A 13389-nucleotide genomic window follows, 5' to 3' on the forward strand; every position below is an offset into this window, starting at 1 on the left:
GATTTTTTATCTTATAATTCAAATACCTTTCCGTCATCGGCATTGAGTATTGTTCCTTTAAAAATTTCTTCTGCTTCTGTTTTAAAGCGGGTAATATCGCTGTACCGGGTAGAATAATGTCCCAAAATCAAGGTTTGTACTTCAGCAAGTTTAGCAATAGATGCCGCTTGTTTGGCTGTACAGTGTTTGGTTTTTTCGGTATAATGTGATTCTGACTCCAAAAAAGTACTCTCGTGATATAGTACTTTTACCCCTTTTATTTGCGGCACTATACTTTCATCATAATAGGTATCTGAACAAAAGGCATAGCTTTCTATCGGATCGGGGTCATAGGTTATCTCTTTATTTTTTACAAGTGTACCATTTTCCAGTTCTATATCAAACCCTTGCTTTATCTTTGAATAATAACAACGGTCTATCTTTAAATCCTCCACTGCTCCTATTTTCAACTTTCGCAATCCGGGTTTGCTTTTAAACAGATAGCCATTTGTATAAATGCGATGATCCAGCGGAATGGTTGAAACAGTTACTTTTTCATCTTCAAAAACAATTTCGCTTTCTTTGCTTTCCAACTCGTGAAAATACAGATTATAACCGGTATAAGAGTTGCTCAATCTAAGCTGCAGTAAAATTATTTCTTTAATTCCTTTAGGACCGTAAACATGTAAGTCTGTCTGTCTGTTCAACAGCATATAAGTAGATATAAGCCCGATTAATCCATAAAAATGGTCGCCGTGTAGATGAGAAATAAAAATGTGCTGAATACGTTGAAATTTTATTTTCTTTTTTCTCAATTGCACCTGAGTACCTTCTCCGGCATCAATCAAAAACATATGACCATTTATCTCCAAAACCTGAGAGGTAGGGTTAGTCATTGTCCGGGGCGTTGCTGCGTAACAACCTAATACGGTAAGTTTCAAGACCTAAACTATTTTATATTTGAGAATGTAATTTACAAAAAATAGTCCAATAGCAATAAAAGAAAAAGAGACTATGTTTTTTAGCCTCTTCCTGTAATTTAAAATCCTAAATCTCTTTCTATTTCGTCCATTTCTATCAGGTCAAACGCTTCCTGAAGCGTGGGAACTACAACGAGGTTTTCGTCAAACTGATTGTAATCTAAATCAGCCGCCACCAAAACGAGCGATTTATTAGCTTTAGCTTTGTGCTTTTCAACCAGACTTTCAAAAAGGGCGATCTCATCTTGTGCTAATGTTGTCTTTTGCTCTAATAAATCAATGACAAGGTTGTGTTTTTGGAAAGTATCGTTGTACTGATTCTGTATTTTTTGGATGAATTCACCAATTGATTCTTCGTTATACTTTACAATCAGCGTATGTCCTTTTTCTTTTATTTTCATAATTTGTCCAATAGAGTTACTTTAAAACTTTGACCAAGATAATCATTTAATTTTCGATGCCAAAAGATAAATTACCGCCATGCGTACGGCTACACCGTTTTCTACCTGATCTAAAATAATGGACTGTTTTGAATCGGCTACGTCCGACGTTATTTCAACTCCCCGGTTTATAGGTCCCGGGTGCATCACTACAATTTCTTTACTTAAAGAATCTAACAACTCTTTGTCAAGCCCAAATTGTTGCGAATACTCTCTGGCTGACGGAAAATAACTAAAATCCAAACGTTCATTCTGCACTCTCAGCATATTGGCTACATCGCACCACTCCAGCGCTTTTCGCAAATTGCTCTCTACTTTTACTCCCAGACTTTCAATGTGTTTGGGCATTAAGGTTTTAGGTCCGCAAACTCTTACTTCCGCCCCCTGCATCTGCAAGGCAAAAATATTAGATAACGCTACTCTCGAATGCAGAATGTCTCCGACAATTACGACTTTTTTTCCGGCTACTTCTCCCAGCTTTTCCCGAATAGAGTAACTGTCTAATAAAGCCTGCGTCGGGTGTTCGTGTGCACCGTCACCGGCATTCACAATACTTGCATTTACGTTTTTAGACAAAAAGTATGCCGCTCCGGGATTGCTGTGACGCATCACTACCATATCGACTTTCATCGATAGTATATTATTTACCGTATCTATAAGCGTTTCGCCCTTTTTAACAGAAGACTGTGCAGCCGAAAAGCTGATAACATCTGCAGACAGCCTTTTTTGGGCTAATTCAAACGATAATTTGGTTCGGGTACTGTTTTCAAAAAAAATATTGGCAATAGTAATATCTCTTAACGAAGGAACTTTTTTGATGGGTCTGTTAATTACTTCTTTAAAGTGATCTGCTGTTTCAAAAATCAGGTCGATATCATTTTTAGTAATATATTTAATTCCCAACAAATGATTTACGCTTAACTCTTTCATTATTAATTATAAGCCTTTAATTAAGTTTTTATTATTTTTCGGTTTGCTGCAACAGATATACACTATCATCCTGTCCGTCTTCTGACCAGTAAACGCGTACTACTTCGTCGTTTATAGCATCTACCTGCCGACCTCTATAATCGGGCTGGATAGGCAAATGACGGCTAAACCTCCTGTCAATCAACACCAATAATTCTACTTCTGCCGGACGTCCAAAAGACTGAATTGCCGTAAGCGCAGCCCGTATGCTTCGTCCTGTGTATAGCACATCGTCTATAAAAACCACTTTTTTATCTTCAACCAAAAAGTCAATTTGCGTTTTATTAGCTTCAAGCGTTTTGGAACTTCTTCTAAAGTCATCCCTAAAAAAAGTAATATCTAAAAATCCCAAAGGGATATCTTCAATACCGTATTCTGTTTTAATAATCTGCTGAATGCGTTCTGCTAAAAACTTGCCCCGAGGCTGGATTCCTATCAAAAGCGTATTGGAAAAATCAAGGTGTTTTTCTATCAATTGACAAGCCAAACGATGCAAAATAATATCAACCTCTTTTGAAGTAAGCAATACTTTTGGATTCATAAATAAAAAGAGTTGTGTTCGGGAGGTAAAATTACGATTAATTATTCTTTTGAACTAAAAAACAGTAAGAATATGTTTGCTTTCTTCAAACTTCAAAATATTTTAAAGTTTTATTAAATCAATTGTTTTTACCCCAATTAATTCCGTACTTTATAGCAAACATCTTTTTGTTAAAAATAACCTTTACAACTAACGATTCACTCCCAATGTATAAAAATAATATTATTGCCCTTTTTTTTATTTTATCCTCTGCTCTGCTCTGGGGGCAGAATCCTCGTACCTTACCCGATTTGAATGAAATCTGGAATACATCCTGGACTTTAATAAAAGCTTCTAATCAGCCTATTTTACAACGGGAAATGACAGTAAAATTTGACAATAAAGAAATGAGAATAACCGGAGACGGCGGATGCAATTCATTTTCGGTCGCTATTAAAAATATTGTTTCCAAAAAAAACTACATCCGGATTAAAACAGATTCGGATTGGGTTTCTGATAATCAATGTACCCAAACCGTTAATAAGGTTGAACATAACTTCATCAACAACCTCAAATTCAACACGCTTAACTTGTCTTTAGAAGAAGATCAGTTAATTGTTACAACCAATCACAAGACCAGGCTAACCTTTGCTAAACAATCTCTAAATCCGTTAGTCAAATACATTGAAAAGCACAATTGGAAACTCATTCAGTTAAACGGAAAAAGTGACCGGGTTTACCACCAATACCTCTCGTTTGATTTTTCTGAAAACAAACTCAAAGGAAAAAGTGGAACAGATATGTTTGAAGCTTATTTTTCGACCAATCAAAAAATGGACTCTATTCACATTCACCAGTTAAACTATACTAAATCCGGACACTTAAAAAAAGAAAGACAAAAAATGCAGGACAACTTTTTAGAAGCGCTCCAAAATGGCAGGTTCGGATTTGATGTGGCTGAACAAACTTTAAATTTTTATAAAGACAACAAAATTGTGATGATGTTTGGTATTATTCCAAAAACTCCTTAAAAAATAAAGCTCTGTGTTTTAATTTTAAAAACGGAGTTCTATTTTTAGTATTTCTTTCCTCCCTCCTAACTTCCCTATTTCATTTATTGCCCTATTTTTATTCCTCTTCTCTCCTTTTTTGCTAATACTCTGTGTTTTTAACGGAATCTGCAAGCGTTTGACACTCGCAGAAATCATGATACCATGGAAAAGGCATTAAAGAACAATTTTAAGAAAAAACGACAATATGATTTATAAACCTAAAATAAACATCCGCACCAAACCGCCTCAGTTGACAAGCGAGTGTCTTTAAGCTGAAATGAAGTGCTAAGAATACAAGCCGTAGGCAGTTTTGTATTCGTGCCTGAATAAGGCGTAAAAAGACCGCGAAGGCAGGTGTAGCGAAACCCTTTTTGTTTCTTTTTATTCGACAAAGAAAATATTCTTGAAGGAGTCTCATGATTATTAGCTTTTCAACAATAATTGACAAAATGAAAAAAGCTAATAGTTGGGGTATCAAAAAGATAAAAGAGACCTTTTAAAGAGGAATATTTCATTCTATACTTTCTTTTCCTTGATGAAAAAAAGTATCAAAAAAAATCAAGACTGCATTTCTCCTATCGGTCTTTCTAAGGTTTGTTTTGCAAACTATATGACAGTGGCTTCGCCCATATAGTTTGATGCAAAACTGCACCAAGAAGACACTCGACAGAGAAATGAGGTCATGGGAAAGGCATTAAAGAACATTTTAAAGTAAAAACGAGAAATTATGATTTATAAACCCAAAGTAAACATCCGCACCAAACGGCATTATGTAATTAGCGAGTGTCGTCTTAGCGCAGGGACGTTATGAGAAACCATGTCCGAAGCGTAGCTAGTCTGGTTTCGAATAGGCACAAGCGATAGATGACCGCTAAATTACATTCAGCCAAACCCTTTTTGTTTCTTTTTGGGGTCATCAAAAAGATAAAAGAAACATTTTAAAAAGGAATATTTCATTCTATACTTTCTTTTCCTTGATGAAAAAAAGTATCAAAAAAAATCAAGACTGCATTTCTCCTATCGGTCTTTCTAAGGCTTGTTTTGCAAACTATATGACAGTGGCTTCGCCCATATAGTTTGATGCAAAACTGTACCAAGAAGACACTCGACAGAGAAATGAGGTCATTGGAAAAGCATTAAAGAACATTTTAAAGTAAAAACGAGAAATTATGATTTATAAACCTAAAATAAACATCCGCACCAAACGGCATTATGTAATTAGCGAGTGTCGTCTTAGCGCAGGGACGTTATGAGAAACCATGTCCGAAGCGTAGCTAGTATAGTTCGACCAAGTGTCTATTTTAAAAGGTGTCTCATGAATGCTAAAGCATTTGGTTTCGAATAGGCACAAGTGATAGATGACCGCTAAATTACATTCAGCCAAACCCTTTTTGTTTCTTTTTATTCGACAAAGAAAATATTCTTGAAGGAGTCTCATGATTATTAGCTTTTCAACAATAATTGACAAAATGAAAAAAGCTAATAGTTGGGGTATCAAAAAGATAAAAGAAACATTTTAAAAAGGAATATTTCATTCTATACTTTCTTTTCCTTGATACAACTATTTGATTTTAAACAAAAAATAAAAACGCTTAAAATCAAATAATCACTGAACTCCTATGAAAATAGACACAAGGTGAAGTAAAACGAAGCAAAAGATCAAGACTGCATTTCCCCTATCGGTCTTTCTAAGGCTTGTTTTGCAAACTATATGACGGTGGCTTCGCCCATATAGTTTGATGCAAAACTGCACCAAGAAGACACTCGACAGAGAAATGAGGTCGTGGGAAAGGCATTAAACAACATTTTAAAGTAAAAACAAAAATAAGCAAGACAAAAAATAGATTATAAAGACTTCCTTACCCTTTTACTAAACACTATTACAACCTCCATTTTTAAGCTTTTATCATATAAACCATCTAATTACTGCATTTTTTCTGTTAAAAGAAAAATGTGATGTCCGCATGTGACCGCTATTGACCGGATATGACCGCATAAGTCCGGTATGTTTTTTTATCAGTATTACACCAGCAGGTGTAAAAGTGCTCTTTAGCCCTGATATAACAAGTCTTTTACACAAATACTAAATCAATATTTTTTGGGTGTTGTTCGGGTGCTGTTCGACACTCCTTCGACTGCGCTTCGGAAAAACGGCACTTTTGTCGAAGAATCCTCGAAGAAAGGTCGAAGAAGGGTACAAGAAGGGTCTAACAAGAATGAGAAGAAAATACTGATAAACTATGAACTAAAATATTTTGTTTTTGTAAAACCTGAAAGCCTGCGATATTTTAATAATACGGACGACAAGGCAAACACGGGGGACAAATGAATAAAAAAATAACTTATCTGAAACACTCCACCAAGCCAGCCTATGTCCCCCGAAGCACCTACTCCACACCCCAAAACCACTCCCTCACACGACACTGTACCAAAAACTGTGTAAGTATAAAATTCTGCTTGGTTTAAAACCTCAAAACTTTTTCTTATCTTTGGGTAAGATAGTTTTCATTAATAGAAATTTTAAATGGTTAAACGAAAAAAGGATAGCTTCGCTATCCTTTTTTTATACTCATAAAACTTCAACATAGCCAAGAATATTATTATACAAAGGTACACAAAAGGATTGCTTCGACTGCGCTTCGGAAAAACGGCACTTTTGTCGAAGGATCCTCGAAGAAGGGAAGAAGAAAAGTGGGAGAAAAAAATATGATTATCCATATTTATCAAAAAATTTAAAAAAACACTGTCAAACTTAACATTATAAAAAATAATTACTATTTTTATCCTTAAATAATATAAAGCATTACTAACGATACTGCAAGAATCAAAGGAAACTCTTTTTTAGTGTTTTCTAATCTACTTTTTATTTATAAATATTTAAGTACAAACTCTTGAATCGTTATATTTTTAATTCAAAAAATATTTAGATGATTAATAACTTAAATTTAGTAGACAGGTTATTTGAATCCTACAATTATAAAATAGCTAGAACTTCTACTAATGATGTAAGGATTTATACTTTACAATATGGAATGTACCATGCTGCAGAAATAATTTCTTTTGATAAAGCCATAGATGTCTCGAAATTCAAAAATGAATTTTCAGAATTAGGATACGCTACAGATGTTAAAGTAGTAAAAAACTTAGAAGAAGTTGAAGAATACTTATTTGAAGGTTTTTTTATCAAAACACCATTAGGTAATGAATTAAAAAACAGATACAAGAACTTCGTTAAAAAGCAACTCTCAAACTTACCAGAAAATAGCCAATATAAATATATTGATAGTGACTTCGATTTAATTTTACAAAACAATCTTGGAGAAATTACTGAAGCAAAATCATACTCATCTAAAGATCATAGTATAATTACAAAGATAAATGAGCTTTTTACTAAAACAGCCGGAGCTCTATTTATTATTATTGAAGCTCCTGCAGGTTTTGGAAAAACTTGTACAGCAAACGAAATTTTAAATTGTATTACTGTTGAAAACTCAAAAATACTACCTTTTTTTACTGAACTTTCAAGAAATAGAGAAGCACGAGTATTTAAACATATTCTTCTAAGTGAAATTGACAGTCAATTTCCAAATGGAATAAAACAAAATGTAGTTCTTGAACAAATTTACAAAGGACGTATTCCCCTAATAATTGATGGATTTGACGAATTAATCACGAAGGATAGTAACAAAGAAGATGTTGAAAGTATGCTTACAACTATAGTGGATTTACTACAAAACGACGCTAAGATTGTTATTACATCAAGAAAAACAGCTATTTTAAATAGTGAAGAGTTTATTGAAACGATAAACTCTTCTATTGAAAATTTTTCTCTTGCTCGTTTTGAGATAAAAGAACCAACTATTGAGAATTGGCTAAATCCAAATAGGTTAAAAGCCATATTGGAAAACGAATTTCCAATAAGCCAAATTTCAAACCCTGTCCTTTTATCATATTTAAGAAATATACCATTAGAGAAACTAGAAGATTTTTTAACTACTAGCGAAGGTACATTAATTGACAAATATTTTGATTATTTACTTACAAGAGAGCAAGAAAGGCAAAATTTAAAATTAGATAATCAAACACAATTCCGAGTTTTCAGAAAGCTCAATCGATTCATGTCAGAGTTTAACTTTACAGCTGAAACAAAAGAAACAATAAAAGATTTTCTCAAGGAATATAATATTCAAATATTACAAGAAAGTATAAAACAATATAAAGAAAAAGACATAAAACCTTCCATTGATGAATTAACAGAGACATTATCAAATCACGTGTTTTTGGATAGAAAAACAGATGGTAATATAGGTTTTATAAATGATTTTATTTTCGGATTTTTAATTAGTGAAAATCTAATTTTAGAAAAATTTCAAGAACATTATAAAGGTAATTTTACGAGAGTTATCCCACAAGACTTTGCTCAAAAGTCACTTGAAGCTTCTAGAGTACAAAGTATATCTAATAAAAACAAACTTTGGGAAGTTTACAATGAACATGATTTTGGCTACGATTCGGTATTCTATTTTGACGCAGATTACTTCTTAAAAAATGAAATAAAACGTAATTTCAAAACTTTATTTCTTTCCGATAGAACAATAAAAAACTTGCTCTTTACTAAATATTCTTTTGAAAATTGTGTCTTTGCGGGCATAACTTTTGAAAATTGTACTTTTTCAACTTCAACATTTAAAAAATCGTCTTTTCAAAACTGTAAATTTTACAACTGTATTTTACAAGATAAAACATCAATTATTTATGATGATTTTGGAATTTATGTTTGTCAAGATAACAATGATCTTATAAAAGAGATAAACTCTTTATATTGTAAAGACAATGATAAAAACGAAGATGAATCAGACAACTCTTTGACTGAACAGAAAGTTCTTTTGCAATTCTTACAAGTAGACGAAAAGAGACCTAAACCAAGAAAATTTTCAGTCATCAAACAACGGTTATCTGAATATTCTGATAAAGAAATAAATAATATAATTGATTCTTTAATTCGTAAAGGCTACTTACATTTTAAAGATGATGTTGGTTTTATTACAAGAGAAGCTATGAATTTTTTAAATCACAACGGCAACTGATGAGTAGAGATTTGGAACTAATAGAAAAAGACATCTGTTCAAAAATATGTGAAAGACTTAATAAGGTTGGTCTTTTGTACAGGATTTTCAGTCGTATTAAAAATAATAATTCTGTAACAGAAAAAATTAAGAGAAAAGAAGAAGAAGGTACTCCCTATTCAATAGAAGGAAAAAAAATACAAGATATCATTGGAATTCGTATCGTTACATACTTCCATGATGATGTCAATTTGGTTAGAGAAATTCTATCAGATGTTTTTAAATATGTTAGCGAGGAAATAGACACTATAGAACCTACAGTTTTTAAACCTAAAAGGACAAATATTATATGTAGTTTAGATGACAAACAAAAAGAAACCTTTAAAGAAATTATAAAAGTAACTAATAGTGAATCTCTTAAATTATCAGATTATACTTTTGAACTTCAATTAAGGACAATTTTATCTGAAGGTTGGCATGAAATAGATCATAGTTTAAGATATAAATCAAAAAAAGAATGGTCTAAGCATTCTGAAAAAGAAAGGTTATTAAATGGAATTTATGCTACTTTAGAAGTGAATGATTTAGCTATGAAATCTTTATTTAATGAATTAGCATATCAGCATTTTAAAGAAAAGAACTGGGAAGCTATGCTAAGAAATAAATATCGTCTAAAATTTCAATCAACAAACATAAAAAGTGAGTTAAAACAAATTCTAAATGAAGATTTAGATATTGCAAAACAACTGTTAAAATCTAATAGGCTTAGAGTTATAAAAAAGCTTTCTAAAGTTGACATTCCATTTCCAATAAGTTTTAATAATATTATATACTTTACTAATCACATTGAGTTAAAAAACGATAAAATAGGAAGTTTAACTCCTGAATTAATCAGACAAATACTAGTGGACATTTAAATAGACACCAGCTATTAATGTTTAAATTTAAAAATAAAGCTTAGGACAAGTTTTTAAGAAAGTCTATTTTTCTTTATATAGCTTTCTTTTTTCTTGTTTTTCTTATTTGTAAACAGTTTTTAATACAACTAAATCAGTACTTCATGAGTCTAAAATTTAATATAATAACTCAAGTTGCTAGTTTCTTTATGATAAAAACAAAGCAAAGGTTAAGTAAATTTGTTTTGCACACCAATAACAAAACCAATGCTTTGCAAAGACAAAATTATATCAATTTTCTGTTTAATAGATGATATTTTAAAAGAAATTAAACATAAAGAAGATATTAGAAGACAAGTTAGTGATTCTAAAACTAAGGTTTCATATAATTAATTTTCTATAGGATATCTTTAAAATCACTTATATTTTTTCCATTACTAGAAAAAGGATAATCTTTAGTTATTCTGTGATTTATAAAAGAAAGTTTATTATTTTTACTTAGATGCTGATTAATATGTGTGTCATTAAAAGAATAACCCGAAACAAATAAATTTTCCGTTTCTAACATAATTCTTGAAAAATCTGAATAAATGTTTTTATACATTTTATCATTATCTATTATTATTGTTTTGTCAGTACCAGTAATAAATTTTGGAACAATATCAGATGCCATATTCTGAACAATATCCCCTGTTGTAGAATCGACTCTTTGACATCTATGTTTCTCATAATAATCATTAGTCATAAAATAATCATATTCTCCTGTTAGTTGATCGTAACCATCTAGATTTTTTTCGACATAATTAAATTTATATAAGTCAATACTACCATGTAGCTTATATACTCGAACTTTTTTATTATAGTTACCTGTATAAACAGGAAGCTTCTTATCATTAGCTACCAATACACTATTATTTGTTTCAAAACCTCTAGAATATTCTATACCGCCTAATTCTAAAATTCTTTCTACTATTAAATCATGATTTAAGGTAAAAATATTCACTTCATCGAATGATTTTACATAATCTAAGAAATACTTAAAAGTCAAACAAAGTTCATCATCATTCATTTTTATTGGCTGGAGAATATCTGCTATTAAATAATTGAGTATAGGCAGAACTTTAAAATATTGTTTATAATTAAAAAGAACTAAATGGTCACTATCTTCTTTCTCTATTAAACAAGGATAATCTTGGAGTAATTGTTCTTTGGCATCAGAAAAAATTTTTGAAATTTTGTTATTATTTTTATAGGAGTCACTTATAAATTGATAAAAATCTTCATAGTTTAAAAATTTATCGCTATTATTAGATTTGTAAATATTCAAAAGTTCATTAAAAACATAAGAATAACCCAATCTTTCAAAGCTTAAGTGACCATTGTTTATTATTGTTTTATCTTTATCATCTATCCAAGCCCATTCACTTGATGGAAAATTTAATAGTTTATCTCTTAAATCTCTATTGAAGTAGTCTGAAACTCCTTTTGCTATAGGCATATTAGCATTTGCCGAAAATCCTGCTCCAAGTAAAACTGTAAGCTTTTTCATCCTATCTGGTTTCATTAGTAAAATGTGTATTAATAAAGTGTTTTTTTACATCAATTATTCCTTCATCCTCCTCACAAACTCATCATAAGTTTCTGATTTCTCATTTTTCCAATCAGTAGGCTCAATCAAATCCTGAATATTTACTCTTAACAATCTTGCAATTTCATAAAGATTTTCAAGTGAAGGTTGTCGTTTATTGTTCCTCCATTTTGAAATTGTCTCTTCAGATTTTTTCATTTTTTTTGCTAAGACTCTATTCTTTATACTTTTACTTTTAAATACTTCGTCAAGTTTATTAATCTTCATGTTTTAAAATAATTACAAAAAAGTTTGGCGTATTACGTCATGTTTTGTATATTTGTACATATTATTACATATGCGACAATTATGAATTGCTTTTTTAGCGCTTCATGAAAGATGCTTCTCATGAAAGAAAACCGCAAATATTCCACATGAGTTGATATGAGTTCGCCATTGTCTATTAGATTTCATTACTTTTGTATATCTAATAGGGCGAACTTCATGTAAGACTTTGTGGAACCACGACCTGTCGTGGATGGCTCTTTGCGGTGCCTCTTTCAAAGCTTTGAAGTTCGCCCTTGCTTATTGCAATAAATCTTCATCGCTTAAAATAGAAGCATCGTTCCATAACCTCAAAATCTTATAGTATGAGAACGAAATTTTTAATACCGCCCCACAAAAAGCCTCCGGATGCTGTCCGCACCGCGCTAATCCGCATACCGTACAAAACATAAACTGTGCACTCTATGAGGCACAGCTATAGCAGATAAACAGCTGTGGCACAGCCACAGCCATTATCTAACCTTACAGCCTTTTACCTAAGCAGTGTAAACCGCCTTTGGAAAGACTTTTATTCTCGCACCTTAAAAGTACCTTATTTCTTAATAGAAACCAAATAACAAGCGTTTTACTCCCTGTTTTTGTTAAAAAAAGCTGTTAATGACACGGGTTTATAAAGTGCCCTGCCACGCAGGGCACTTGTAAACCAATGGGATAGGTGTGTCCTAATCCTAAACAGAAAAATATTATTCAATTTTAAAAATCTGTGTACAGACCATTGTATAATTTTCCTCCTCAGGGTGTTGTTTTTCATAATGCATTGCTTGGTTAGTAAACACCCTGCCCTGTGCAGGTGTCCTGCCTGCACAAGGGCTTTGAGGAAAAAATAAAAACGACAATATGATTTATAAACCTAAAATAAGCATCCGCACCAAACCGCCTCAGCTGACAAGCGAATGTCTTTAAGCCGAAATGAAGTGCTGAGAATACAAGCCGTAGGCAGTTTGTATTCGTGCCTGAATAAGGCGTAAAAAGACCGCGAAGACAGGTGGAGCGAGAGGGGGTTTTGATTCTTTTGTACCCCTTACAAAAGAATAAAGAATATTTCATTCTATACTTTCTTTTCCTTGATACAACTATTTGATTTTAATAAAAAATAAAAACGCTTAAAATCAAATAATCACTGAACTCCTATGAGAATAGGCACGATGTGAAGTAAAACGAAGCAAAAGATCAAGACTGCATTTCTCCTATCGGTCTTTCTAAGGTTTGTTTTGCAAACTATATGACAGTGGCTTCGTCCATATAGTTTTATACAAAACTTCACCAAGAAGACACTCGACAGAGAAATGAGGTCGTTGCAAGGCATTAAAGAACATTTTAAAGTAAAAACGACAATATGATTTATAAACCTAAAATAAAAATCCGCACCAAACCGCATCAGCTGACAAGCGAATGTCTTTAAGCCGAAATAAAGTGCTAAGAATACAAGCCGTAGGCAGTTTGTATTCGTGGCTGAATAAGGCGTAAAAAGACTGCGAAGGCAGGTGGAGCGAGAGGGGGTTTTGATTCTTTTGTACCCCTTACAAAAGAATAAGAAAAGAGATTCCGAACCAAGTTCAGCAGGACAAGGTTTCT

The 13389-nt window shown here is 32.1% G+C and carries 9 protein-coding genes and 1 pseudogene; 4 read left to right on the forward strand and 6 right to left on the reverse strand.

Annotated elements, in window-relative coordinates; genetic code table 11:
* Window positions 1-11 precede the first annotated feature (11 nt).
* From C8P70_RS00520 to pyrR, 4 genes are all read right to left on the reverse strand, one after another.
* Window positions 12-920, reverse strand: a complete 909-nt coding sequence (locus C8P70_RS00520) for a ribonuclease Z (protein WP_133711395.1) — start codon at window positions 918-920, stop codon at window positions 12-14.
* Between the two features lie 98 nt (window positions 921-1018).
* The gene (locus C8P70_RS00525; protein ID WP_133711396.1) at window positions 1019-1360 is read right to left on the reverse strand and encodes a ribonuclease Z; all 342 of its coding nucleotides are present in this window, start codon (window positions 1358-1360) and stop codon (window positions 1019-1021) included.
* A 42-nt stretch (window positions 1361-1402) separates the two neighbouring features.
* On the reverse strand, window positions 1403-2329 hold the full coding sequence (locus C8P70_RS00530; protein ID WP_133711397.1) for an aspartate carbamoyltransferase catalytic subunit: 927 nt from the start codon (window positions 2327-2329) through the stop codon (window positions 1403-1405).
* A 31-nt stretch (window positions 2330-2360) separates the two neighbouring features.
* Window positions 2361-2909 carry a bifunctional pyr operon transcriptional regulator/uracil phosphoribosyltransferase PyrR gene (gene pyrR, locus C8P70_RS00535; protein ID WP_133711398.1) on the reverse strand — a complete coding sequence of 183 codons (549 nt, stop codon included), beginning with the start codon at window positions 2907-2909 and terminating at the stop codon, window positions 2361-2363.
* Window positions 2910-3115: 206 nt separating this feature from the next.
* Here pyrR and C8P70_RS00540 point away from each other — a divergent pair, with 206 nt between their 5' ends.
* The 4 genes and pseudogenes from C8P70_RS00540 to C8P70_RS14290 form a co-directional block, all read left to right on the forward strand.
* Window positions 3116-3919: an META domain-containing protein gene (locus C8P70_RS00540; protein WP_133711399.1), complete on the forward strand. Its 804-nt coding sequence runs from the start codon at window positions 3116-3118 to the stop codon at window positions 3917-3919.
* Between the two features lie 2948 nt (window positions 3920-6867).
* Complete coding sequence (locus C8P70_RS00545; RefSeq protein ID WP_133711400.1) at window positions 6868-9027, forward strand: NACHT domain-containing protein; 2160 nt, start codon at window positions 6868-6870, stop codon at window positions 9025-9027.
* Window positions 9027-9923, forward strand: coding sequence for a hypothetical protein (locus tag C8P70_RS00550; RefSeq protein WP_133711401.1), 897 nt, complete (start codon window positions 9027-9029; stop codon window positions 9921-9923). Before C8P70_RS00545 ends, C8P70_RS00550 begins: the two co-directional genes overlap by 1 nt.
* A gap of 246 nt (window positions 9924-10169) precedes the next feature.
* A pseudogene (locus C8P70_RS14290) lies at window positions 10170-10274 on the forward strand (IS982 family transposase); the annotation flags it as partial.
* A 25-nt stretch (window positions 10275-10299) separates the two neighbouring features.
* Here C8P70_RS14290 and C8P70_RS00560 read toward each other — a convergent pair.
* Together C8P70_RS00560 and C8P70_RS00565 are read right to left on the reverse strand one after the other, a co-directional pair.
* Window positions 10300-11451 (reverse strand): SIR2 family protein, encoded by a 1152-nt coding sequence (locus C8P70_RS00560; RefSeq protein WP_166666154.1) that lies wholly within the window; start codon window positions 11449-11451, stop codon window positions 10300-10302.
* 54 nt (window positions 11452-11505) lie between these two features.
* The gene (locus C8P70_RS00565) at window positions 11506-11757 is read right to left on the reverse strand and encodes a helix-turn-helix transcriptional regulator (protein WP_133711403.1); all 252 of its coding nucleotides are present in this window, start codon (window positions 11755-11757) and stop codon (window positions 11506-11508) included.
* Window positions 11758-13389: the final 1632 nt, after the last annotated feature.

The sequence above is a fragment of the Myroides indicus genome, assembly GCF_004364575.1.
GTDB lineage: Bacteria > Bacteroidota > Bacteroidia > Flavobacteriales > Flavobacteriaceae > Flavobacterium > Flavobacterium indicum_A.

Bases quoted from the DNA above. Each gene is read 5' to 3' on its own strand.
- C8P70_RS00525 (WP_133711396.1), bottom strand. From the start codon at position 1,360: ATGAAAATAAAAGAAAAAGGACATACGCTGATTGTAAAGTATAACGAA.
- C8P70_RS00530 (WP_133711397.1), bottom strand. From the start codon at position 2,329: ATGAAAGAGTTAAGCGTAAATCATTTGTTGGGAATTAAATATATTACT.
- pyrR (WP_133711398.1), bottom strand. From the start codon at position 2,909: ATGAATCCAAAAGTATTGCTTACTTCAAAAGAGGTTGATATTATTTTG.
- C8P70_RS00540 (WP_133711399.1), top strand. From the start codon at position 3,116: ATGTATAAAAATAATATTATTGCCCTTTTTTTTATTTTATCCTCTGCT.
- C8P70_RS00545 (WP_133711400.1), top strand. From the start codon at position 6,868: ATGATTAATAACTTAAATTTAGTAGACAGGTTATTTGAATCCTACAAT.
- C8P70_RS00550 (WP_133711401.1), top strand. From the start codon at position 9,027: ATGAGTAGAGATTTGGAACTAATAGAAAAAGACATCTGTTCAAAAATA.
- C8P70_RS00560 (WP_166666154.1), bottom strand. From the start codon at position 11,451: ATGAAAAAGCTTACAGTTTTACTTGGAGCAGGATTTTCGGCAAATGCT.
- C8P70_RS00565 (WP_133711403.1), bottom strand. From the start codon at position 11,757: ATGAAGATTAATAAACTTGACGAAGTATTTAAAAGTAAAAGTATAAAG.